This window comes from Pseudooceanicola marinus (genome assembly GCF_002786295.1).
GTDB lineage: Bacteria > Pseudomonadota > Alphaproteobacteria > Rhodobacterales > Rhodobacteraceae > Pseudooceanicola > Pseudooceanicola marinus.
Genome location: NZ_PGTC01000009.1, coordinates 105,630 through 124,842 on the forward strand (window position 1 = coordinate 105,630; position 19,213 = coordinate 124,842).

A 19,213-nucleotide genomic window follows, 5' to 3' on the forward strand; every position below is an offset into this window, starting at 1 on the left:
CGCGAAAGCAATGAGGGGCGCCCGATGGACGCCCCTGCTCGCGGAATTGTTCCCGCGAAGTTTACATATTGGGATAGTTGGGCCCGTCACCGCCCTGGGGCGTGGTCCAGTTGATGTTCTGGGCCGGGTCCTTGATGTCGCAGGTCTTGCAGTGGACGCAGTTCTGGAAGTTGATCTGGAACCGCTTGTCGTCCCCTTCGCCGATGAATTCGTAGACCCCGGCCGGGCAGTAGCGCGCCGAGGGGCCGCCGTATTTCGGCAGGTTCTCCCGCACGGGCAGGTCCGGATCGGCCAGCTTCAGGTGGCAGGGCTGGCTTTCCTCATGGTTGGTGGCCGCGAAGGAGACGTTGGTCAGCCGGTCGAAGCTGATCTTGCCGTCGGGCTTGGGATAGTCGATCGGCTTGTGCTTCGATGCCTCTTCGGTCGCCTCGGCGTCGGTCTTGCCGTGGCCCAGGGTGCCCAGCAGGGAGAAGCCGAAGGTGTTGGTCCACATGTCCATGCCGCCGAGCGCCAGGCTGGCGGTCAGGCCGTACTTGGACCACAGCGGCTTCACGTTGCGGACCTTCTTCAGGTCCTTGCCGATGGCGCCCGAGCGCACCTCGTCTTCGTAGGCGGTCAGCTCATCCGAGCTGCGGCCGGCCTGCAGCGCCTCATAGGCGGCCTCGGCGGCGGCCTTGCCCGAGAGCATGGCGTTATGGTTGCCCTTGATGCGCGGCACGTTGACCATGCCCACCGAACAGCCCAGCAGGGCGGCGCCCGGCACGGTCATCTTCGGCATCGACTGATAACCGCCCTCGGAAATGGCGCGGGCGCCGTAGGCCACGCGCTTGCCGCCTTCCAGCAGGTCCTTGACGATCGGGTGATGCTTGAATCGCTGGAATTCCATGTAGGGGAAGAGGTGCGGGTTCTTGTAGTTCAGGTGCACCACGAAGCCCACGTAGACCTGGTTGTTCTCCAGGTGGTAGATGAAGGACCCGCCGCCGGCGTTCTTGCCCAGGGGCCAGCCCATGGTGTGGGTCACGGACCCTTCCTTGTGCTTGGCCGGGTCGATTTCCCAGATTTCCTTCATCCCGAGGCCGAACTTCTGCGGCTCATGGCCCTTCGACAGCTCGTACTTGTTGATCAGCTCCTTGGCGAGCGAGCCGCGCACGCCCTCGGAGATGAAGACATACTTGCCGTGCAGCTCCATCCCCGGCTCGTAGCCCGGGCCCTCGGTGCCGTCGGGGTTGCGGCCGAACTCGCCGGCCACGACGCCCTTCACCACGTCGCCGTCATAGACCAGCTCGGAACAGGCCATGCCGGGGAAGATCTCGACCCCCAGCTCCTCGGCCTGTTCGGCCATCCAGCGGCAGACGTTGCCCATCGACACGATGTAGTTGCCGTGGTTGTTCATCAGCGGCGGCATGGGGAAGTTGGGCACGCGGATCTGGCCCGCTTCGCCCAGCATGTAGAAATTGTCGTCCTTGACCGGCGTGTTCAGCGGCGCGCCCTTTTCCTTCCAGTCGGGGATCAGCGCGTCCAGGCCACAGGGGTCCAGCACGGCGCCCGAGAGGATGTGTGCGCCCACTTCCGAGCCCTTCTCCAGCACCACGACCTCCAGGTCGGAATCGAGCTGTTTCAGGCGGATGGCGGCGGACAGACCGGCGGGGCCGGCCCCGACGATCACCACGTCATATTCCATCGTTTCGCGTTGTGTCTCGGACATGTTGGCTTCCCTGTCGGCGTGGCTTTGTTATGGGCTTCGAAATTTTCTTTCGCATCGTTAGCCGCTTCGCGGCGCGCTGGTCAATTGCAACGATGCGTCATGAACTGCTGTTATCGCTCGCGTTTTCCGGCGTTTCCGCTGTGTCGTCGCCCAACAGATAGCGCGGACCGGCGCCAAGGCGAGCGGCCCGGTCCCCCGGGTTGTAGAGCGCGCAGCGCTCAAGAGAGAGGCAGCCGCAGCCGATGCAACCATCCAGATCGTCACGCAGTTTGGTCAGCTGGGCGATGCGGCGGTCCAGGTCGGCGCGGTAGTGGGCGGACAGGCGGCGCCAGTCGGCGGCCGTGGGCGTGCGGCCCCGGGGCAGGGTGGCCAGCTGGGCACGGATCTCGGCGATCGAGCCGCCCAGGCTCTGGGCGATCAGCACGAAGGACAGGCGGCGGATGTCGGCCCGCTCATAGCGGCGCTGGCCCGCCTCGTTGCGCCAGGGCGCGATCAACCCCTCGCTTTCGTAGTAGCGGATCGCCGAGACCGACAGGCCCGTTCGGGTGGCCATGGCGCCGATGGACAGGCTGTCGCGACGCGCAGTTCTACGTATGCTATTGGATTGTCTCATTTCTTTCCCCTTGCCCTAAAGTTTACTTTAGCTATCAGGATTGGAAAGGTCGAAATTCAGCCCAAGACAGGACACCGAAGAGATGATCCGACTGGACCACGCCAACATCACCGTGGACGACCCCGACGCGACCGCCGCCTGGCTGTGCGATGTCTTTGGCTGGCAGGTGCTGTGGCGCGGGTCGGGCATCGAGGTCGGTCGGACGGTCCATGTGGGCACCGACGACAGCTATATCGCGCTTTTCACCTTCGGCGGGCCGAATGCGCCGCGTCCGGCGCGATACCGGACACAGGGCATGCTGAATCAGCTGTCGGTGCTGACGGAGGAGGATATCGGCGCGGTGGAAGCACGGGTGGCCAACGCCGGGTTCGAGCCGATCAACCACCGCGAGGCCGGTGCGCGCCGGCGCTTCTGTTTCCTCGACCACGATGGAATCGAATGGGAAGTGGCGGCGCGGCAGGGGTAGCGCGCCACCGCTCACGCGCAGACGGGCCCTGCCGGCAGCGCCCGCAATTCGCTTGCAAAGGCGCCCTGCTTTGGGTCAGGTAACCGAACGACGAGATTTGAGAGAGGGGCCCTCGCAGGCCCCTTTCTCCGTGCCATGGAGGGCCGAATGGAAAAAGTACCGATGACCCGCACTGGCTTCCAGCAGCTTGAAGCCGAGTTGAAACAGTTGAAATCCGTGGAACGTCCCGAGATCATTCGCGCGATTTCCGAAGCACGGGAGCACGGCGACCTTTCGGAAAACGCCGAGTACCATTCCGCCCGCGAGAAGCAGAGCTTCATCGAGGGCCGGATCAAGGAAATCGAGGGCCTGCTGGGCCTGGCCGAAGTGATCGACCCCAAGACCCTGTCGGGCAGCATCAAGTTCGGGGCCACCGTCACCCTGGTCGACGAGGATACCGACGAGGAGAAGACCTGGCAGATCGTAGGCGAGCAGGAGGCCAACATCGAGAAGGGCCTGCTGAACATCCGCTCGCCCATTGCCCGGGCGCTGATCGGCAAGGAAGAAGGCGATTCCGTCGAGGTCCGCACGCCGGGTGGTGAAAAATCCTACGAAGTGCTGAAGATCAGCTATCAATAAGACGAACGCTGACGAGACGGATACCTGCCTTGACCAAGCCAGGCGGCGACAGTGCCGCGGACCACAAAGGTGGAACGGGGAGCACGGCGCCGCAATGGCGCCGCGTCTTCGCCCAAAGCCGTTTCGGAGCCAACAAGCAGCTTGGGGAAAGGGCCGCTGCGGCCCGTACCCCGGTTGACAGTGGTCTGCAGAGGGCCGGGATGAGCGAGAGCCAGACAAGCAAGTCGACCCTTGTCGGCGCCTATGACAGCAAGCACCGCCCGGGAGTGTCGGTGGCCGAAGCGGTCGCCGTGCTGGCCAGCCTGGCCTGGGTTCTGGGCGCGGCGGTCTATTTCCTCTTTCTCTACGACGCGGACGCCGGCGACGGCGACCGCCTGCGGTCGCTGCAACTGGTGCTGACGGTCTTTGCCGTGCTGATGCCGGTGGCGATGATCTGGGTGGCGGCGATGGCCGCGCGTTCGGCCCGGGTCATGCGCGAGGAGAGCCTGCGGCTGCGCACCGCCATCGACGCGATCCGCCAGGCCTATGTCAGCCAGAACCAGAAGGGGGGCGACGCCTCGATCGCGCGCAAGCTCGACGAGATCGCCATGGCACAGCGCAAGACCGAGACGGCGCTGCTGACCTTCTCCTCGATCCGCGATCATTCCGCCCCGGCAGATGCCGCGCCGCAGCCGGCGCTGGCGACGCCCGCGCCCAGGCCGCAGGATGCGGACCAGGCGCCGCTTCCCCTGGGCACGCCGGAAGAGGCGCCGCAGGTGCCGGTGGTGAAGGACGATTTCGTCCGCGCCCTGAACTTCCCCGAAACGGCGGAGGACGAGGAAGGCTTCGCCGCGCTGCGCAAGGCGCTGAAGGACCGGCAGACGGCCCTGCTGATCCAGGCGGCGCAGGACGTGCTGACTCTGCTCAGCCAGGACGGCATCTACATGGATGACCTGCGCCCCGACACCGCGCGGTCGGAAATCTGGCGTCGCTTCGCCGCCGGGGAACGCGGCCGGCAGATCGCGGCCCTGGGTGGCATCCGCGACCGCAGCTCGCTGGCGCTGGCGGCGGGCCGGATGAAACAGGATCCGATCTTCCGCGATGCCGCGCATCATTTCCTGCGCCGCTTCGACAAGATGTTCGTGGAGTTCGAGAAGACCGGCAGCGACCAGGACATCCAGGACCTGGCCGACACCCGCACCGCCCGCGCCTTCATGCTGCTGGGACGGGTGGCCGGGATCTTCGACTGATCCCGCTTGCAGGAGACATGAAAAAGGCGCGTCCGGGACAGCCGGCGCGCCTTTTTCGCATCCTGTGGGCCGATCGCTCGCTGGCTCAGTTCAGCCGGGCGACCACATAGGCGGCGAGGTCCGACAGGGTGTCGCGCAGCTCGCTCTGCGGCAGGACCTGCAGGGCGCGTCGGGCTGTCTCGGACCAGTCCAGCGCGGTCTGGCGGGTGCTTTCCAGCGTGTCGTGCTTGGCGAACAGCGCCATGGCCTGATCCAGGTCGCCTTCGACCTGCTTGCCGCGGGCGATGGTGCGGGTCCAGAAGGCCATTTCCTCCTCATCCGCCGCCGCTATGGCGCGGATCACCGGCAGGGTCATCTTGCGTTCGCGGAAGTCGTCGCCGACGTTCTTGCCGGTCTGGCCGCTGTCGCCCAGGTAATCCAGCAGGTCGTCCGCCATCTGGAACGCGATGCCCAGGGCGTCGCCATAGGTATAAAGCGCCTCGATATGCTCTTCCGGCGCCTCCGCCAATACGGCGCCCGATTGCGTCGCCGCCGAGAACAGCGCGGCGGTCTTGCCGCGCACCACCGTCAGATAGGTCTCTTCGGTTGTCTTCAGTTCCTGCGCCACCGACAGCTGCAGCACCTCGCCCTCGGTGATGACCGCCGCGGACGACGACAGGATGTCGAGGACGCGCAGGTTGCCGGGCTCGACCATCATCTGGAAGGCACGGGCAAAGAGATAGTCGCCGACCAGCACCGAGGACTGGTTGTCCCACAGCAGGTTGGCCGTGGGCCGGCCGCGCCGCTGCTGGCTTTCGTCGACCACGTCGTCATGCAGCAGGGTGGCGGTGTGGATGAATTCCACCGTGGTGGCCAGATGGATGTGGTAGGGGCCGGTGTAGCCGCACATTTTGGCCGCAGCCAGCACCAGCATCGGGCGCAGGCGCTTGCCGCCGGCCTCGATCAGGTGCGCGGTGACCTCGGGGATGCGGGGGGCGTGTTTCGACGCCATGCGCTCCTTGATGAGGGTATTCACTGCGTCCAGCTCGGCCGACAGGGCGGCGGCCAGTGCGTCGTTGGGTTTCATCTCGGCTTGGCTCACCCAGGCTCTCCCGTCATTTCATGGCCCCGGTGGGGCGGCTGGCCCGTCAAGAAACTGGCGTTCGGCGCAGGGCTTCTGTAGGGCTGGGCGCATGAAAGAGCTTCTGCGCAGTACCGATCCGACACAAATGGCATTCGCCCAGGCCCTGCTTCAGGGGGAGGATATAGACTGCTTTGAAATGGACGTAAACATGAGCGTTCTGGATGGTTCGCTCGGCATTTTGCCGCGCCGTCTGATGGTGCGCGATGACGATTTTGACGCCGCGGCAGAGGTGATGCGGGACAACGGCCTGCCGGTCACGTCGTGAGCACGCCGGAGGCCGTCGCAGGGGGCTGGCCCGAGGCCGAACTGAGTGCCGACAAGTTCCTGGGCGGGCGGCTGGTGTTGCGCCAGCCCCGCAAGGGCTATCGCGCCGGGGCCGATCCGGTGCTGCTGGCGGCCGCGGTGCTGGCCCGGCCGGGCGAAAGCCTGCTGGACCTGGGCTGCGGCGCGGGCACGGCGGCGCTCTGTGCCGGAGCGCGAGTGCCGGGGCTGCGCCTGGCGGGGCTGGAACGTCAGCCCGCCTATGCCGAGCTGGCCCGGCGCAATGCCCGCGAGAACGGGCTGGAGATGACGGTGACCTGCGGTGACCTGACGGTGATGCCCGAGGCGCTGCGCCAGCAGCAGTTCCACCATGTCATCGCCAATCCCCCCTATTTCCGCCGCGACGCCTCTGTCCGCGCCCGGGCCGACGACCGCGAAGGCGCCCTGGGCGAGGAAACCCCGCTGGCCCTCTGGGTCGATGCCGCCGCGCGCCGCTGCCGGCCCGGAGGCACCGTCACCTTCATCCACCGGGCCGAACGATTGCCGGATCTGATGACGGCCTTCGCCGCGCGACTTGGCTCGCTGGAGCTGAAACCGCTGGTGCCGCGCGCAGGACGCGAAAGCCAGCTTGTGCTGCTGCGCGGGCGCAAGGGCGGGCGCGCCGCCTTCCGCCTGCACGCGGGTCTTCTGCTGCATGAGGGGGAGGCGCATTCGGAGCTGGGCAGCGATTACACGGATGAGGCGAGTCGCATCATGCGGGCTGCCGCGCCGCTGGAGTTCGCCGTCTAGGCGAAAAGATGCGGGCGATTTGCGCCTTTCCCCCGCCCAAACCCGCACATTTACGCCGGTTTAAGCGCTTGGGAAGGATGCTTCATCGTGGTGCGTGACAGAAATATGAAAATGTGCTGCACTGAAGATGTTCACCATAGAGAGGAGTGTCCCCAATGAGCCTGTCTTCCCATGTTGAGGAACTGAAGAAGAAACATGCCCACCTCTCGGCGGCCGTGGATGAAGCCCAACGGTCGCCCGGCGTCTCGTCTTCCGAGATCACCGCAATGAAGAAGCAGAAGCTTCGCCTGAAGGAAGAGATTACCCGCCTGGCCCCCGCGCACTGAGCGTGACCCGGGTGTGACGATCACCCTGACCGTCGTCGGCCAGGGTGCCACGACCGAACACCTTCCGAAAATCCCCCCAAGACCCAGGGCGGCGAGCATCAGGCTTCGCCGCCCTTTCATTTGCGGCAGCGCGCGGAGGCCCGAGGGGGCGCGGCGTCGGGGGGCACCGGCACGACAGCGGAGATGCGAAAAGGCGCCGGGGGTGCCGGCGCCTTTGAAGGGTGTTTGCGGTGTGTGCAGGCTCAGACGAAGAACTGTCCGCCGTTGGCGGTGATGGTTGAGCCATTGACGAAGGTTGCGTCATCGTCAGCCAGGAAGAGCACGCAGCGGGCGATCTCCTCCGGTTCGCCCAGGCGGCCGGTGGGGATCTGCGCGATGATCGACTCGCGCACCTTCTCCGGCACGGCCATGACCATCTCGGTCGCGATGTAGCCAGGGCAGATGGCGTTGGCGGTGATGCCGAAACGCGCGCCTTCCTGAGCCAGGGATTTCACGATGCCCAGATCGCCCGCCTTGGTGGCGGCATAGTTCACCTGCCCGAACTGGCCCTTCTGCCCGTTGATCGAAGAGATCACGATGACGCGGCCGAACTTGCGTTCGCGCATGCCGGGCCAGACGGGGTGCACGGTGTTGAAGACGCCGGTGAGGTTGGTGTTGACCACCTCGGACCACTGGTCGGGCCTCATCTTGTGGAAGGGCGCGTCACGGGTGATGCCTGCGTTGGCCACCACCACGTCGATCGGACCCAGGTCCGCCTCGACCTTTTCGATGCCGGCCTTGCTGTCCTCGTAGGAGGAGACATCCCACTTGTAGGTGTGAATGCCGGTTTCCTCGGTGAAGGCGGCGGCGGCGGCCTCATTGCCGGCGAAGGTCGCGGCCACCTGATAGCCCGCCCCCTTCAGCGCCTTGGAAATTGCCGCGCCGATGCCGCGCGTGCCGCCGGTGACGAGAGCTGTACGAGCCATGTTTTCCTCCCACTTAAAATACTTTGCTCAGTAATACGGTTACAAAACACAATTCCATGACGCAATAAAATTTCTCAACCGATTTCGGCTGTGCCGGGCGCCGGGGTACGTGTTTTCACGTATCTGAGACGATGAAGATCACAGATACAAGAAAGGCGCCCGTTGGGGCGCCTTTCTGTCGCAGGTCAGGGGCGTTCGAGGCACATGGCAACGCCCATGCCGCCACCGATGCAGAGCGTGGCGAGGCCCTTTTTCGCCTCGCGGCGCTTCATCTCGAACAGAAGCGTGTTGAGGATTCGGCACCCCGAGGCACCGATCGGGTGGCCGATGGCGATGGCGCCGCCGTTCACGTTCACGATCGACGGATCCCAGCCCATGTCCTTGTTCACGGCACAGGCCTGGGCGGCGAAGGCCTCGTTCGCCTCCACCAGGTCCAGGTCGCTGACGGCCCAGCCGGCCTTTTCCAGCGCCTTCTTCGACGCCGGGATCGGTCCGGTGCCCATGATCGACGGGTCGAGACCGGCGGTGGCGTAGGAGGCGATGCGGGCCAGCGGTTCCAGGCCGCGCTTTTCGGCTTCCTCGGCGGACATCAGCAACACGGCGGCAGCACCGTCGTTGATGCCGGAGGCGTTGGCCGCAGTGACCGAGCCGTCCTTGGTGAAGGCGGGGCGCAGCTTCTGCATCGCTTCCATCGTGGCGCCGTGGCGGATGTATTCATCCTGGTCGACCACGGTCTCGCCCTTGCGGGTCTTCACGGTGAAGGGAAGGATCTCATCCTTGAACTTGCCGGCGGCCTGCGCAGCCTCGGCCTTGTTCTGCGATGCGACGGCGAACTCGTCCTGCATGTCGCGGGAGATCTGCCACTGGTTGGCCACGTTCTCGGCGGTCTGGCCCATGTGGTAGCCGTTGAAGGCGTCCCACAACCCGTCGCGGATCATCGAGTCGATATAGGAGACGTCGCCCATCTTGGTGCCGGTGCGCAGGTGCGCCACATGGGGGGCCAGAGACATGTTCTCCTGGCCGCCGGCGGCGACGATGGCGGCATCCCCCAGCATAACGTGCTGGGCGCCCAGGGCCACGGCGCGCAGGCCCGAGCCACAGACCTGGTTGATGCCCCAGGCGGCCGATTCGATCGGCAGGCCGGCGTTGATATGGGCCTGGCGCGCGGGGTTCTGGCCCTGGCCCGCGGTCAGGACCTGGCCCAGGATGGTCTCGGAAACCTCGGACTTGTCGATGCCGGCGCGGGCGACGATTTCGCTCAGCACGGCGGCGCCCAGGTCATGGGCGGGCGTGGTCGCGAAAGAACCGAGGAAGGATCCGACGGGCGTCCGGGCCGCGGATACGATTACGACATTGGTCATGTAGGTCCTCCACCTGATGGGCCGAGGCTGTCCCCAGGCCCTTGCCTTGTGGATAGAACATCTGACGCCTTGCCTCAATGGTCCATACTGCGGCGCAGCGACGCCGGCAGTGGCCAGCCCAGCAGGGAAGGGGCGACCCGGGCGCGCTGCCGCCGGTCGCGCGGGGTCAGCTGTTGCTCTTGGCCCAGGACGGGTAGAGCGTGGGGGCGGCGAAGTAGAACCCCTGCAGGTACTCGATGTCGTTCTCGGCCATCCAGGCGGCATCCTCCTCCCGCTCCACCCCTTTGGCGACGGTGAACATGTCCAGTTGATGCGCGATGACCAGCAACGCCTTCACCAGGACCTGGTTGTCCGGGGTCTCGGCGATCCCGCGGGTGAAGCTGTCGTCGATCTTCAGGATGTCGAAATAGAAATCCTTCAGGTAGCGGAAGGAGGTGTAGCCGGACCCGAAATCGTCCAGTGCGAAGGAGACGCCGCGCGCCTGCAGGTCGCGCATGAAATAGGTGACCAGTTCCGGCACATGCATGGCCGACCGTTCGCTGATCTCCAGGATCAGTCGCTCCGCCACGGTGGGATCAGCCTCCAGGCCGCGCTGCAGGGTCAGCATCCAGTTGGGATAGCCGATGGACCGGGCGGACATGTTGACCGACAGGCGCAGGCCGGGCGTGTCCTTCAGCGCCGCCAGCCCGATTTCCAGCGACTGGCAATCCAGGATGCGGCCCAGTTCCAGCCCCTCGGTCTGGTTGATGAATTCGCGGGAGGGGATGATGCGGCCGGCGGGATCGAAGATGCGCAGCAGGCCCTCGTAGAAGGCGATCTGCCCGGTGTCGGCGCGCAGGATTGGCTGGTAGGCCAGCGCGACCTCCCCTGCTTCGGCGGCATGGGCGACGGTTTCCAGAAGGTTGGCGTCGCGCGTGGTGATGGCATAGGTCAGGGGATCCTCCCAACCCTTGGGCACCTCTGTCCAGTTCGACTTGTATCCCGCCATCACTTGATGCCTCCTGACCGCACGGGTGATAGCAGGACAGAGGTCAACAGGGGGTTAAGTCCATGGCGCAACAGGAACTGCAACGCTGCAACTGGGTCGGGTCCGATCCGATCTACCAAGCCTATCACGACGAGGAATGGGGCGTGCCCGAACGCGACAGTCGCGCGCTTTGGGAAAAGCTGGTGCTGGACGGCTTCCAGGCCGGGCTCAGCTGGATCACCATCCTCAAGAAGCGTGACAATTTCCGCAATGCCTTCAACGGCTTCGATCCCCATGTCATCGCCGGTTGGGGCGAGGCGGAGGTGCAGGCGCTGCTGGGCGATCCGGGCATCATCCGCCATCGCGGCAAGATCGAGGCGACCATCGGCAATGCCCGCGCCTGGATCGAGATCGAGGCGCGCGAGGGCTTCGACCAGTTCCTGTGGCGCTACGTCGACGGGGTGGCCCTGCAGCCCCGCTTCGCCACCCAGGCCGAGGTGCCTCCCTCGACGACCCTGTCGGAACAGGTGTCCAAGGATCTGCGCAAGGCCGGTTTCCGCTTCGTCGGCCCGACCATCGTCTATGCCTTCATGGAGGCCTGCGGCCTGGTCAACGACCATCTCGTGGGGTGCCATTGTCACGACCGCGTGGCGGCGATGAAGGCGGGCTGAGCTCGGCGCGCGACGGGATCGCCCGTGACGGCCTCCCTCTTGGAACGTCGCCGGGAAAGGGGGTTCTCAAGTGGGGTCTTGCTCAATATAATGAGCGCATATGCGCGCGGGTTCGCCCGGCCTCTTCACCCCAAGCCTACAGGAACAGCCCCATGAACGAGATCTCCAACTCGCTGGTCGCGGCCGACATCGCCCATTCCATGCACCCCTACACCAACATGCGCGCCCATGAGGAGCAAGGCCCGATGGTGATCGCGCGCGGCGAGGGCATCCGTGTCTTCGACGACAAGGGCAAGGAATACATCGAGGGCATGGCCGGCCTGTGGTCCGTCGCCGTCGGTTTCTCCGAGAGCCGGCTGAAGGATGCGGCGATGAAGCAGATGGAGCTTCTGCCCTACTACCACACCTTCGCCCACAAGGCGCATGAACCCTCGATCCGCCTGGCCGAGAAGCTGGCGGAGATGACCCCGGGCGATCTGAACCACTGCTTCTTCACCAACTCCGGGTCCGAGGCCAACGATACCGTCGTGAAGATGGTCTGGTTCATGAACAACGCCCTGGGCCGTCCGAACAAGAAGAAGTTCCTGGCGCGCAACAAGGGCTATCACGGCATTACCATCGCCTCCGGCTCTCTGACCGGCCTGCCGGCGAACCACGGCGATTTCGACCTGCCCGCGATTCCCGTCACCCACCTGACCACCCCGCATCACTGGCGCTTCGCCAACGAGGGCGAGGATGAGGCCGCCTTCTGCGCCCGCCTGCTGAAGGAACTGGAGGACACGATCGAGGCCGAGGGCGCCGACAACATCGCCGCCTTCATCGGCGAGCCGGTTATGGGCGCCGGCGGCGTCATGGTGCCGCCCGCGGGCTACTGGGAAGGTGTGTCGGAGATCTGCCGCAAGAACGACATCCTGGTCGTGGCGGACGAGGTGATCTGCGGCTTCGGGCGCTGCGGCACGACCTTCGCCTGTGAAAAATACGGCTTCCAGCCGGACATCCTGGTGCTGTCGAAGCAGATCAGTTCCTCCTACATGCCGCTGGCCGCGATCATGGTGTCGGATGCCGTCTACAACGCCATCGCCGACAATACCGCCAAGCTGGGCACCTTCGGTCACGGCTTCACCGGCTCGGGTCACCCCGTCGCCACCGCCGTCGGCTTGGAGAACCTGGCAATCATCGAGGAGAAGGGCCTGGTCGCCAATGCCGCCGCCCTGGAAGAGACCTTCCAGCAGGGGCTGCGCAAGGCTTTCGCCGATCACCCGCTGGTGGGCGAGGTGCGCGGCACCGGCCTGATCGCGGGGATCGAGCTGGTGGCGGCCAAGACCGTCGGCTCGGCCTTCGATCCGAAGAAGAAGGTGGGCGCGAAATGTGCCGACATCGCCGCCGAGGAAGGGCTGATCAGCCGCGCGGTGGGGGACACCATGGCGCTTTGCCCGCCGCTGATCGTCACCGAGGACGACATAGCCGAGATCATCACCCGCATGGGCCGGGCGCTGGATCGCACGCTGGAATGGTGCAAGGCCGAAGGTCTGGTCTGACCCGACCCGAACATCGGAAAATGACTGCGCGCGGGTCCCCTCGGGGGCCCGCGTTTTTCGTATGCCGTGGCGTCCGGATCTGCGCGTCGGGGGGGGGGCGGGGGTAGGGGCGTGCCGCCTGTCCGACGTGGTGCAGAGGGGCCTTGCGCGACCTGCCGCCGGAGGTGCGGCAACGACATGCGCATCGGGCGGGCCCGCCCCGCCGCGCTGCGGCGATCACTGGCGCCTTTTCGCCCATGGGATGTGGCGACCTTCACGATTCATCTAGCGCTTCTCGGGTGATTGGCGGTATTCTGCCGATCCGTAACCCCCCGGAGTCGCGGCATTAATCCTGCTGCACCCAAGAAAGACAGGCGCTTGCGAAATTGCCCGTGAACCATCGGCGGCTTTGCCGCGTTGCGGAAGGAACGTTCTGGCAGTCCCCTGCCGGAATCCGGGCACGGGATTGCCTTCTCGACCGCTGCGCGGGAGCTTTCGGTGACCCAACGGGAAAATGGTTTCATCAAGGGATATTGCATGCTGCCGAACATCTCCTCTGCTCGCCCCAAGGCGGGTACCCCTTCCTCGAAGACCTCTGTCACCAAGCTGGCCGCCCAGGCTGACACCGGACCCGGCGCGCTCCGCCGGCGCCAGATCTTGGGCCTTCTGGCTGGTAGCACGGCGCTGGTGGGCGCCGGTCTTGCCGGGGCCGCACGGGCCCAGGAGCAGGATGGCGCGACCGACGCGCAGGCGCCCGAGGCGCCGACTGCACCCGAGGCCCAGCCGTTCAGCTACGAGGCGCTGATCGAGACGATGCGCCAGCGCGCGGGCGAGGACTGGCAGGCCCCCCCGAAGGCCGAGGGCTTCTTCACCGAGCTGAGCTACGACGGCTACCAGCGCATCCAGTACGACCCCAAGCAGGCCAGGTGGAACGACGGGGGGCTCTTCCGTCTTCATGCCTTCCACCTGGGCTGGCTCTTCTCCGAGGCGGTGGGTCTCTTCGAGGTCACCGATGGCCAGGCGCGGCCCATGACCTTCTCCACCGACGATTTCATCTACCACGAACCGCTGGGCATCGAGGTGCCCGAGCATCGCCAGATGCCCGGCGTGGCGGGCTTCCGGCTGGCCGCGCCGCTGAACCGGGCCGATCTCTACGACGAGGTGCTGGCCTTCCTCGGGGCCTCCTACTTCCGCGCGCTCGGCCAGGGCTGCCGCTACGGGCTGTCGGCGCGCGGTCTGGCGGTGAACACCGGCCTGGCCCCGGGCGAGGAATTCCCCCGCTTCGAGAGCTTCTGGATGGAACGTCCCGCCGAGGGCGCGCAAAGCGTCACCGTCTACGCCGCGCTCAACAGCGAAAGCGTCACCGGCGCCTACCGTTTCATCGTCACCCCGGGCGACCCCACGCGGATGGAGGTCGATTGCCACCTCTTCCTGCGGCAGGAGGTCGAACAGCTGGGTATGGCGCCGCTGACCTCGATGTTCCTCTACGGGCCGGTGGATCAGGGCGACTTCGACGACTACCGCCCCGCGGTGCATGACAGCGAGGCCCTGCTGCTGGAGGTGGGTGGCCAGCGCATCTGGCGGCCGCTGAAGAACCCCGGACGGCTGGCGAACTCCTACTTCGAGGCCGACAACCCGCGCGCTTTCGGCCTGGTGCAGCGTCGGCGCGGGTTCGAACATTACCTCGACGCTGGCGCGCGCTACGATCTGCGCCCCTCGCTGATGATCCGCCCGCGGGGGGACTGGGGCAAGGGCCGGCTGCGGCTGGTCGAGATCCCGACCGAGCTGGAAACCAACGACAATATCGTCGCCTTCTGGGTGCCCGAAGGGGATTTCACTCCGGGCCGTGAAATCCACCTGGCCTACGACATGGACTGGGGCATCGGCCCGGGCGAAGTGCCCGCCCGCGTCGCCGGCGTTCGGCGAAGCCTTGCCGGCCATGGCGGCGTTTCGGGCACCGAACCGGCGACGGATCGCCGAAAATTCGTTGTCGATTTCGAAGGGGCGCTTTTGCGGGAACTTCCGGCTGAGGCCGAGGTTTCGCCAGTAGTGCAGGTCACGGGGGGTGAATTGCGCGAGGTGGTGCTGAGCCCGATAGAGGGCCGCGACATCTGGCGCCTCGTGGCCGAGGTCGCAGCAAATGGCGACGAAATTGCGGAAGTGACGGCCCATCTGGAGGGCTACGGCCAGGTCCTCAGTGAAACCTGGGCCTATCAATGGATGAGAGACGCATGAAACAGGACAATATCTTCGGGAACGGGAATACCACCAGCATGACCAGCGCCGAAGCGATCGAAGGGCCGCATTGGGCGCCGCCGGAGGCGCCGCTGGCCATGCCGCGCCAGGTGCTGGAACGTGACGGTGCCGAGGCGCAGGGGGCAGGGCAGAGCCTTCTGGCCCGGCTGCTTCAGCCCTCGCAGTGGGCCTGAGGTTCCCCATGGGTGAAAGACGCTGGGCGCGTGCCGACACTGCCACCCGCGTCACCCGGGCGGTGGCGCTGACCCTCGCAGCCGCAGCGGCGCTGACCGCTACCGGCTTCATGGCCGATGCGGCGCTGGCCGACGGGTTCGACTGGCTCGACGTGCTGCGCTCGGCCCTGGTCTGCGTGACCACGGCCTGGCTGGCCTGGGGGGCCGTGCAGGCGCTGACGGGGCTGGCGCCACGGCGCCGCGTTGAGCGGCGCGAGGCGACCCTGGACTCCCCAGGGGCAGACGCGGCCCAGCGGGTGCCCGGCGAAGGTTCGGAACGTGAACTGGTCCTCCTGGTGCCCATCTGCAACGAGGATCCGGTCGCCACTTTCTCGCGCATCGCGGCCATGGATGCCTCGCTGCACGAGGCCGGCGTCTCTGCCGATGTCGCGGTGCTGTCGGACACCCGCGACGAGGAGGCCGCCCGCGCGGAACGCGACGCCTTCGCCCGGCTGCTGGCGGAAACCGGGGCGGGCGGACGCATGTTCTATCGCCGCCGCCAGGACAACTGGGGCCGCAAGGCCGGCAACGTCGAGGATTTCATCCGCCGCTCCGGCGGGGCGTGGGATTACGCGCTGGTGCTGGACGCCGACAGCCTGATGGAGGGCCGTGCCGTCGCGCAGATGCTGGACCGGATGCGGGCGGAACCGGATCTCGGGCTGTTGCAGACCCTGCCGAACCTGCATTCCGCGCGCTCGGTCTTCGGTCGCGCGCTGCAGTTCTCCGCCGCCTTCTTCTCCCCCGTCTTCTCGCGCGGGCTGGCCCGGATGCAGGGCCGCACCGGCCCCTTCTGGGGCCACAACGCGATGATCCGCATCCGCGCCTTCGCCGAAAGCTGCGCCCTGCCGCCGCTGCGCGGGCGCCCGCCCTTCGGCGGCCCGATCCTCAGCCATGACTACGTCGAGGCCGCGCTGCTGGCCCGCGCCGGCTGGCGTGTGACGCTGGACGAGACGATCCCCGGCTCCTACGAGGAAGGCCCCGACAACATCCTGTCCTTCGCGCGCCGCGACCGCCGCTGGTGCCAGGGCAACCTGCAGCACATCCGCCTGCTGACCACGCCGGGGCTGCACCCCTGGTCGCGGTTCACCTTCCTGCAGGGCATCTTCAGCTACCTGGTGTCGCTGGTCTGGGGGCTGTTCCTGGTCACCTCGATCGCGGCCGCGATCTGGGCGCCCCTGCCGGACTATTTCCCCGATCCGCACCAGCTGTTCCCGGTCTTCCCCAGTGATCGCACGCGCCAGATCGTGGCGCTTGGCATCGGCGTTCTGGGGCTGCTGGTGCTACCGAAACTGGCGATCCTGGCCGGGGCGCTGATCTCTGGCCGGGCGCGGCAGGGCTTCGGCGGCTGGCGCGCCGCCCCGTCGATGCTGGCAGAGCTGCTGCTGTCGTCGATGCTGGCGCCGCTGCACCTGGCCTACCAGACCCGCGCGGTTCTGCAGGTCCTGTCTGGCGCCGATGGTGGCTGGCCCGCCAACCAGCGCGGCGAAGGGCAGCTGACCTTCGGCGAAAGCCTGGCGGCCGGCGCCTGGATCAGCGTCATCGGCGCGGCGGGTCTCGGCCTGGTGGCCTGGGTCGCCCCCGAATTGACGCTCTGGCTGCTGCCCGTGGGTGGGCCGATGCTGCTGGCGCCGCTGCTGATCTGGGCCAGTTCTTTGCCGCTGGACAACTGGCTGTTCCGCAGCCCGGAAGAGGCCGATCCGTCCCCCGTCATCACCCGCTGGCGCGAGATCCACGGCCGCTGGACCGGGGCGCCCGGGGCGGACCAGGCGCAGGCCGGCGCGGCCCGTGTAGTTGCCCCGACGGGCTTGCCCGCCGAGTAGGCCCGAGGGATCGGAAGGTCAGGTTTACTTCCCCGCGCGCGCCCGGCACTCTGCCCGGAAAGTTCCGGCATCAGAGGACGAGCAGGCATGGCGAGCAAGGCGCGCGCGGCGGTGGAATGTATTGAAAATACTGAGGAAAAATCGCCTGAGGGTGAGCTGGCCTCGATCCCCGCGACGGGAATCGACTGGGCGGACGCCTTCGACAACCGGGGCCATGTGCCCGGCGCAGCCGAGCTGCTGAAAAGCGGCCGCGAAGAGGCCGTCGCCTTCCGCGAATCCGTCTCCAACGCCGAGTTCGACGTGCCCTATGGCGAGGGGCCCCGGCAGGTGATGGACCTCTACTGGCCCAGCTGTGCGCCCCGCGGCCTTGCCGTCTTCCTGCACGGGGGCTACTGGCACAAGCTGTCGAAGGACGACTGGTCGCACATGGCTTCAGGCGCATTGGCACAGGGCTGGGCCATGGCGATCCCCTCCTACACGCTGGCGCCCAAGGCGCGGCTGTCGGACATGGTGCGCGAGGCCGCGCGCGCGGTGACGGCGGCGGCGCGGCGCGTCGAGGGGCCGATCCGGGTGGCGGGCCATTCCGCGGGCGGACACCTCGCCCTGCGCCTGGCCTGCGAGGATGCGCCGCTGGCGCCTGCCGTGGCGCGGCGCATCGCGCGGGTCGTCTCGATCTCGGGCCTGCATGATCTGCGCCCGCTGCGCCGCAGCCCGATGAACGACACCCTGAGCATCGACGCGGAGGAAGCCACCGCCGAAAGCCCCGCGCTGCTGGCCCCGCGTGCCGACACCGATGCGATCCTCTGGGTCGGCGGTGAGGAGCGGCCGGAGTTCCTGCGCCAGACCGCCCTGATGGCCGAGGCCTGGCAGGGCCGCATCGCCCGCCTGCGCCGGGTGATCGAGAACGGGCGCCATCATTTCGACGTGGTCGACGGCCTCTGCGTGCCGGGATCGCCACTTGGCGAGGCCTTTCTGGGGCGCAACTGAGGACGCCCCGCCCGGGCGCGTTGGCTGACCCGAGTTTTGCCTTGCACTGCGTCGCCCGGCCCGGTTTGATCGCCCCTGCCAGCGGGGATCCACCCCGTGAAGGGGCCGCAGCGGCCCTGCCAAAGGGAGAGTGAGAATGAACCGCACCAAGCTGGGCGCCGCCCTGATGCTGTCTGTCGCCATGGCCCCCGCCATGAGCGCTGCAGAGACCCTGAAGATCGGGATCCTGACCACCACCTCCGGCCCGCCGGCGGTTTTGGGCGAACACGCCCGCGATGGTGCCCTGTTGGCGGCCGAGCAGCTGGGCATGGTCGGCGGCATGGAGACCGAGATCCTGGTGGTCGACGCCGAGGGCAAGCCCGACGTGGCCGCCCAGAAGGCGCGGGAACTGGTGGAGCGTGACGAGGTCGATTTCGTCATCGGCCCGATCTTTTCCAACGTCATGGGCGCCATCGCGGGTCCGGTCACCGAAAGCGCCTTCCTGCTCAGCCCGAACGCCGGGCCGTCGGTCTTTGCCGGTGAGGGCTGCGATCCGAACCTCTTCGTCGTGGCCTACCAGAACGACCAGATGCCCACGGTGATCGCCAAGCACATGAACGACGAGGGCATCGGCGATGCCTTCATCCTGGCGCCCAACTACCAGGCCGGGAAGGACAGCCTGAACGGCTTCAAGTCCGTCTTCGAGGGCACCGTCACCTCCGAACTTTACGTGCAGCTGGGTCAGCTGGACTATCAGGCGGAACTGGCGCAGATCGCCGCGATGCAGCCCTCGGCCGTCTATGCCTTCCTGCCGGGCGGCATGGGCGTGAATTTCGTCAAGCAATACGATCAGGCGGGGCTGAAAAGCATCCCGCTGATGACCGCCTTCACCGTGGATGAAACCACGCTGCCCGCCGAACAGGACGCGGCCCTGGGCATGCTGTCGGGCACCAACTGGTCGCCCTCGCTGGACGTGCCGGAAAGCCTGGCCTTCGTCGAGGCGTTTGAGGCCAAGTACGACTATGTTCCCGCCCTGTACGCCGCCGGTGGCTATGACGCGATGATGCTGATCGACAGCGCGGTGAAGAAGGTGGGCAGCCTCGACGACATGGACGCCCTGCGCGCGGCTCTGGAAGAGGCCGATTTCGCTTCGGTGCGCGGCAAGTTCAGCTTCTCGCCCAACCACTTCCCCATCCAGAACTTCTACCTGGCCGAGGCGGTGCAGCGCGAGGATGGCAAATACGCCACCCAGATCGTCGAGACGGTCTGGGAAGACTACGCCGACACCTATGTCGACCAGTGCAAGATGTAAAACGCCCGTGACGGGCTGAACCGAGGGGCCGGGGGA

At 66.7% G+C, this 19,213-nt stretch carries 19 protein-coding genes; 13 read left to right on the plus strand and 6 right to left on the minus strand.

The annotated features are described in order from the left end of the window. Positions 1–61 precede the first annotated feature (61 nt). On the minus strand, positions 62–1,705 hold the full coding sequence (locus CVM50_RS01770; RefSeq protein WP_085886404.1) for an electron transfer flavoprotein-ubiquinone oxidoreductase: 1,644 nt from the start codon (positions 1,703–1,705) through the stop codon (positions 62–64). Positions 1,706–1,802: 97 nt separating this feature from the next. Then, entirely contained in the window at positions 1,803–2,318 is a 516-nt protein-coding gene (gene soxR, locus CVM50_RS01775; RefSeq protein WP_085886403.1) for a redox-sensitive transcriptional activator SoxR, read from the minus strand. A gap of 82 nt (positions 2,319–2,400) precedes the next feature. Between soxR and CVM50_RS01780 the strand changes: the two genes are divergently transcribed. The 3 genes from CVM50_RS01780 (at position 2,401) to CVM50_RS01790 (ending at position 4,631) form a co-directional block, all read left to right on the plus strand. Beyond that, positions 2,401–2,784: a VOC family protein gene (locus CVM50_RS01780; protein WP_085886402.1), complete on the plus strand. Its 384-nt coding sequence runs from the start codon at positions 2,401–2,403 to the stop codon at positions 2,782–2,784. A gap of 147 nt (positions 2,785–2,931) precedes the next feature. Beyond that, the gene (gene greA / locus CVM50_RS01785; protein ID WP_085886401.1) at positions 2,932–3,402 is read left to right on the plus strand and encodes a transcription elongation factor GreA; all 471 of its coding nucleotides are present in this window, start codon (positions 2,932–2,934) and stop codon (positions 3,400–3,402) included. Positions 3,403–3,602: 200 nt separating this feature from the next. Next, positions 3,603–4,631: a hypothetical protein gene (locus CVM50_RS01790; RefSeq protein WP_085886400.1), complete on the plus strand. Its 1,029-nt coding sequence runs from the start codon at positions 3,603–3,605 to the stop codon at positions 4,629–4,631. A gap of 85 nt (positions 4,632–4,716) precedes the next feature. Here the strand turns inward: CVM50_RS01790 and CVM50_RS01795 are convergent, their stop codons facing one another. Continuing rightward, positions 4,717–5,697 (minus strand): polyprenyl synthetase family protein, encoded by a 981-nt coding sequence (locus CVM50_RS01795; RefSeq protein WP_085886399.1) that lies wholly within the window; start codon positions 5,695–5,697, stop codon positions 4,717–4,719. 106 nt (positions 5,698–5,803) lie between these two features. Between CVM50_RS01795 and CVM50_RS01800 the strand changes: the two genes are divergently transcribed. The 3 genes from CVM50_RS01800 (at position 5,804) to CVM50_RS01810 (ending at position 7,130) form a co-directional block, all read left to right on the plus strand. Continuing rightward, positions 5,804–6,019 (plus strand): putative signal transducing protein, encoded by a 216-nt coding sequence (locus tag CVM50_RS01800; RefSeq protein ID WP_085886398.1) that lies wholly within the window; start codon positions 5,804–5,806, stop codon positions 6,017–6,019. Next, positions 6,016–6,804 (plus strand): tRNA1(Val) (adenine(37)-N6)-methyltransferase, encoded by a 789-nt coding sequence (locus CVM50_RS01805; RefSeq protein WP_232618124.1) that lies wholly within the window; start codon positions 6,016–6,018, stop codon positions 6,802–6,804. Before CVM50_RS01800 ends, CVM50_RS01805 begins: the two co-directional genes overlap by 4 nt. 155 nt (positions 6,805–6,959) lie before the next feature. Further along, on the plus strand, positions 6,960–7,130 hold the full coding sequence (locus tag CVM50_RS01810) for a YdcH family protein (RefSeq protein WP_085886397.1): 171 nt from the start codon (positions 6,960–6,962) through the stop codon (positions 7,128–7,130). Positions 7,131–7,372: 242 nt separating this feature from the next. On the opposite strand, the gene phbB is transcribed toward CVM50_RS01810, so the two are convergent. From phbB to CVM50_RS01825, 3 genes are all read right to left on the minus strand, one after another. Then, on the minus strand, positions 7,373–8,095 hold the full coding sequence (phbB, locus tag CVM50_RS01815) for an acetoacetyl-CoA reductase (RefSeq protein WP_085886396.1): 723 nt from the start codon (positions 8,093–8,095) through the stop codon (positions 7,373–7,375). Between the two features lie 185 nt (positions 8,096–8,280). After that, on the minus strand, positions 8,281–9,456 hold the full coding sequence (locus CVM50_RS01820; RefSeq protein ID WP_085886395.1) for an acetyl-CoA C-acetyltransferase: 1,176 nt from the start codon (positions 9,454–9,456) through the stop codon (positions 8,281–8,283). Positions 9,457–9,622: 166 nt separating this feature from the next. Next, positions 9,623–10,444, minus strand: coding sequence for an EAL domain-containing protein (locus tag CVM50_RS01825; protein ID WP_085886394.1), 822 nt, complete (start codon positions 10,442–10,444; stop codon positions 9,623–9,625). 62 nt (positions 10,445–10,506) lie between these two features. On the opposite strand from CVM50_RS01825, the gene CVM50_RS01830 reads away from it, so the two are divergent. The 7 genes from CVM50_RS01830 to CVM50_RS01860 all read left to right on the plus strand — a co-directional run bounded on the left by CVM50_RS01830 (position 10,507) and on the right by CVM50_RS01860 (position 19,177). After that, the gene (locus CVM50_RS01830; RefSeq protein WP_085886393.1) at positions 10,507–11,094 is read left to right on the plus strand and encodes a DNA-3-methyladenine glycosylase I; all 588 of its coding nucleotides are present in this window, start codon (positions 10,507–10,509) and stop codon (positions 11,092–11,094) included. Positions 11,095–11,246: 152 nt separating this feature from the next. Then, positions 11,247–12,632 carry an aspartate aminotransferase family protein gene (locus tag CVM50_RS01835; RefSeq protein ID WP_085886392.1) on the plus strand — a complete coding sequence of 462 codons (1,386 nt, stop codon included), beginning with the start codon at positions 11,247–11,249 and terminating at the stop codon, positions 12,630–12,632. A gap of 516 nt (positions 12,633–13,148) precedes the next feature. Next, on the plus strand, positions 13,149–14,846 hold the full coding sequence (locus tag CVM50_RS01840; protein ID WP_085886391.1) for a glucan biosynthesis protein: 1,698 nt from the start codon (positions 13,149–13,151) through the stop codon (positions 14,844–14,846). Beyond that, positions 14,843–15,040, plus strand: coding sequence for a hypothetical protein (locus CVM50_RS01845; RefSeq protein ID WP_085886390.1), 198 nt, complete (start codon positions 14,843–14,845; stop codon positions 15,038–15,040). Before CVM50_RS01840 ends, CVM50_RS01845 begins: the two co-directional genes overlap by 4 nt. 8 nt (positions 15,041–15,048) lie before the next feature. Next, the gene (mdoH, locus tag CVM50_RS01850; protein WP_085886389.1) at positions 15,049–16,899 is read left to right on the plus strand and encodes a glucans biosynthesis glucosyltransferase MdoH; all 1,851 of its coding nucleotides are present in this window, start codon (positions 15,049–15,051) and stop codon (positions 16,897–16,899) included. Between the two features lie 87 nt (positions 16,900–16,986). Beyond that, on the plus strand, positions 16,987–17,886 hold the full coding sequence (locus CVM50_RS01855; protein ID WP_085886388.1) for an alpha/beta hydrolase: 900 nt from the start codon (positions 16,987–16,989) through the stop codon (positions 17,884–17,886). 136 nt (positions 17,887–18,022) lie between these two features. Then, on the plus strand, positions 18,023–19,177 hold the full coding sequence (locus CVM50_RS01860; protein WP_085886387.1) for an ABC transporter substrate-binding protein: 1,155 nt from the start codon (positions 18,023–18,025) through the stop codon (positions 19,175–19,177). Positions 19,178–19,213 lie beyond the last annotated feature (36 nt).

Coding starts and splice junctions, on each gene's coding strand:
- CVM50_RS01855 (WP_085886388.1), top strand. CDS start 16,987: ATGGCGAGCAAGGCGCGCGCGGCGGTGGAATGTATTGAAAATACTGAG.
- CVM50_RS01810 (WP_085886397.1), top strand. CDS start 6,960: ATGAGCCTGTCTTCCCATGTTGAGGAACTGAAGAAGAAACATGCCCAC.
- CVM50_RS01790 (WP_085886400.1), top strand. CDS start 3,603: ATGAGCGAGAGCCAGACAAGCAAGTCGACCCTTGTCGGCGCCTATGAC.
- CVM50_RS01825 (WP_085886394.1), bottom strand. CDS start 10,444: ATGGCGGGATACAAGTCGAACTGGACAGAGGTGCCCAAGGGTTGGGAG.
- mdoH (WP_085886389.1), top strand. CDS start 15,049: ATGGGTGAAAGACGCTGGGCGCGTGCCGACACTGCCACCCGCGTCACC.
- CVM50_RS01780 (WP_085886402.1), top strand. CDS start 2,401: ATGATCCGACTGGACCACGCCAACATCACCGTGGACGACCCCGACGCG.
- CVM50_RS01860 (WP_085886387.1), top strand. CDS start 18,023: ATGAACCGCACCAAGCTGGGCGCCGCCCTGATGCTGTCTGTCGCCATG.
- greA (WP_085886401.1), top strand. CDS start 2,932: ATGGAAAAAGTACCGATGACCCGCACTGGCTTCCAGCAGCTTGAAGCC.
- CVM50_RS01845 (WP_085886390.1), top strand. CDS start 14,843: ATGAAACAGGACAATATCTTCGGGAACGGGAATACCACCAGCATGACC.
- CVM50_RS01770 (WP_085886404.1), bottom strand. CDS start 1,705: ATGTCCGAGACACAACGCGAAACGATGGAATATGACGTGGTGATCGTC.
- CVM50_RS01830 (WP_085886393.1), top strand. CDS start 10,507: ATGGCGCAACAGGAACTGCAACGCTGCAACTGGGTCGGGTCCGATCCG.
- phbB (WP_085886396.1), bottom strand. CDS start 8,095: ATGGCTCGTACAGCTCTCGTCACCGGCGGCACGCGCGGCATCGGCGCG.
- soxR (WP_085886403.1), bottom strand. CDS start 2,318: ATGAGACAATCCAATAGCATACGTAGAACTGCGCGTCGCGACAGCCTG.
- CVM50_RS01800 (WP_085886398.1), top strand. CDS start 5,804: ATGAAAGAGCTTCTGCGCAGTACCGATCCGACACAAATGGCATTCGCC.
- CVM50_RS01795 (WP_085886399.1), bottom strand. CDS start 5,697: ATGAAACCCAACGACGCACTGGCCGCCGCCCTGTCGGCCGAGCTGGAC.
- CVM50_RS01820 (WP_085886395.1), bottom strand. CDS start 9,456: ATGACCAATGTCGTAATCGTATCCGCGGCCCGGACGCCCGTCGGATCC.
- CVM50_RS01840 (WP_085886391.1), top strand. CDS start 13,149: ATGCTGCCGAACATCTCCTCTGCTCGCCCCAAGGCGGGTACCCCTTCC.
- CVM50_RS01835 (WP_085886392.1), top strand. CDS start 11,247: ATGAACGAGATCTCCAACTCGCTGGTCGCGGCCGACATCGCCCATTCC.